This is a genomic window from Faecalibacterium sp. DFI.5.82, assembly GCF_029076575.1.
In the GTDB taxonomy this organism is placed as follows: Bacteria; Bacillota; Clostridia; order Oscillospirales; family Ruminococcaceae; genus Faecalibacterium; species Faecalibacterium duncaniae.
Window position 1 is genome coordinate 1 of sequence record NZ_JARFIS010000966.1, and the last position, 293, is coordinate 293.

At 55.3% G+C, this 293-nt stretch carries 1 protein-coding gene; it reads right to left on the reverse strand.

Annotated features, from left to right (window positions below; translation table 11 throughout):
* Positions 1 to 5 precede the first annotated feature (5 nt).
* A complete protein-coding gene (locus P0G09_RS19705) occupies positions 6 to 239 on the reverse strand; it encodes a NusA N-terminal domain-containing protein (RefSeq protein WP_275253522.1) in 234 nt (77 codons plus the stop codon).
* Positions 240 to 293 lie beyond the last annotated feature (54 nt).

Consider the following 293-nt stretch of genomic DNA (forward strand, 5'->3'; position numbering starts at 1 on the left):
TAGCTCTAGCGGATCTTCTGGGCCTCGGTGATGCCGATCTCGGCGTGCTCATCGTACCAGTCCTCATCGGCGACAACGTTCTGCACCAGAGCGACGTTGAACGTGCCGCTGTCGGGGTCGATCTCCACCAGAACGTTGTCGTCCTCGACCTCATAGTTCTTCTTGACAGCGATCACGATGGCAGCCTTGATCTTCTCGATCAGGTACTCTGCGGTGATGCCGCGCTCATGCTCCAACATGGAGAGAGCTTCAAAAAATCATTGTTCGCTGCAGCCATTTTTCGGGTTCCTCCT

Bases quoted from the DNA above. Each gene is read 5' to 3' on its own strand.
- P0G09_RS19705 (WP_275253522.1), bottom strand. From the start codon at position 239: ATGTTGGAGCATGAGCGCGGCATCACCGCAGAGTACCTGATCGAGAAG.